Annotated in this window: 1 pseudogene; it reads right to left on the reverse strand. The window is 42.1% G+C overall.

Features of this window, described 5'->3' with window-relative positions:
• Positions 1–224 precede the first annotated feature (224 nt).
• A pseudogene (locus tag F6K40_RS41545) lies at positions 225–1,952 on the reverse strand (group II intron reverse transcriptase); the annotation flags it as partial.

The raw sequence follows: 1,952 nt of genomic DNA on the forward strand, positions 1-1,952 counted from the left end.
TATATGGATTGACGATATGTTAACTCTGAAGCAGGATGTGCCCATGACAAGGGACGTTTAAGAGAGGAGCCGCGATGAGGTGAAAGTCTCACGTCCGGTTCTGAAGACGAGTCGGGTAGGGTAACTTACCTGGCTTAGTTTAACATTCTTTGCTAATATTTTTCATTGATTACTTAGTGGTGAAGTTTCTCCCGTTAAATCAAAGATTATAACGGGAACTTCTGTTAAACTAAGCAAGGCTTGTTACCAAACCGACTCGTCTTCAGAACCGTGCGTGAGACTTTCACCTCACACCGCTCCTCTCTTAAACGTCCTTTTTCATAGGTACATCCCTCCCTCAGTATCAACATATCGTCAACCCATAAATAACCTTCAGGTAAGTCCTGTAACTTCGGTTGTGTGTATGTCTTTTTATCTAAGGCAGTTTTAGTATCGTGGCAATGTCGGTGCAACAATTGTTTGTTTTTATATGTGTTGTCACCACCCTTAAACCTTGGTTTTATATGGTCAACTTCCAGTAGGTCAGTTGGTCTCAAGGTTAGTCCACATTTAGGCGCATTTATTCTTTTGCCGTTTTTGCAGCGTTGTGACTTCTTTCCTTACGCCTGGATGTTTTCCGATTCTGCTACTCCAATAAGTCCAGTCACCATCATAGGGTGATTTATTACCTTTAACTTTGATGCGCCTTATAATGGGAACATCTGAGTGTTGGTTTAGTACATATTCGCCATCGTTAAGTATCCAATTCCTGGTTTCTTTTACGTTGGGGAAATACTTTTTCCTAACCCAAGTTGCTGACTTATTTGGATGCCTTCTACTTACCCACCGACCTAGTCTTTTCCACAAGAGCATATCCAATTCCCTGAACACCTCTTTGCTGACTACGGTTGAGAAGTAGTTAGCCCATCCTCTGATTACCGGATTTAATTTTGCGATTATTGCTTTAGTAGAGGCGGTTTTGTGAGAATCACATATATCCGCCAATTTCCGATAGTGAGTTTTCATACTCTTGGAAGATGGTTTAATCAGCGTTTTAAATCCTTGTTCAGTTGACTTAACCTTCCATTGCCTTACTGTGAAACCTAAGAAGTCAAATCCAGGTTTATTCCCTTCATATTCCTCCAAAGTGTGGGCAATGCAAGGTTTTTTCTGGCTTTAGTTCTCCTACTACCTGGTTTAACCATTCCTGTATTACGGTTTTTGCCTGTAACACTACTTTGATATCTTCGTGCAGGATAACGAAGTCATGACTCATAGCGCACTAATGTTAGACTTCTTACTTTGGCTTGCCAACCTATTTGACGCCCATGATTATTCTTCATGTCTAAAGTTTTGGCAAATTCCATGAGTCTTTCTTCCATACCGTGTAGGGCGATGTTTGCTAGCAGGGGTGAAATTACCCCGGACTGTGGCATTCCTTCCATAGTTTCTAGGAAATGATTTTTGTAAACCACCCCAGACTTTAACCATTGTTTGATTAATCGTCTATAGGGGGAGTGACCTATTTTTCCTAGCAGTACATCATGGTTAATCCGGTCAAAACATTTGGATATATCGGCATCCAACACATATTTTGGTTTGTGGTTGATGCTTTTATAAATAGCCTCAATGGCATCATGTGTTGACCTCCGGAAAAGACCATAGCTATTAGGTTCATGCGCGTGCCTCCCACTCTGGTTCCATACCTAGCTTTGCCAGGACTTGTAGCGCTCTGTCATACATCGTAGGGATGCCTAACGGGCGTTTTTCATCTTTCCCTAGTTTTGGTATCCAGATTTCTCAGGGTCGGACTTGCTTTGAGGTAGCGTGTGTTTAGGAGGTTCACCAAGTTGAAACGCTACATGGGTGGTAAATTTTTAATACCATCTATCCCGGCAGTTTTCTTACCCGGGTCTACCTGGGTCACACGCCTAACAGCTAGCAACCTTGCGTAATAACTTTTGGCCAGAAGT

The organism is Okeania sp. SIO3I5, assembly GCF_010672085.1.
Classification (GTDB): Bacteria; Cyanobacteriota; Cyanobacteriia; order Cyanobacteriales; family Microcoleaceae; genus Trichodesmium.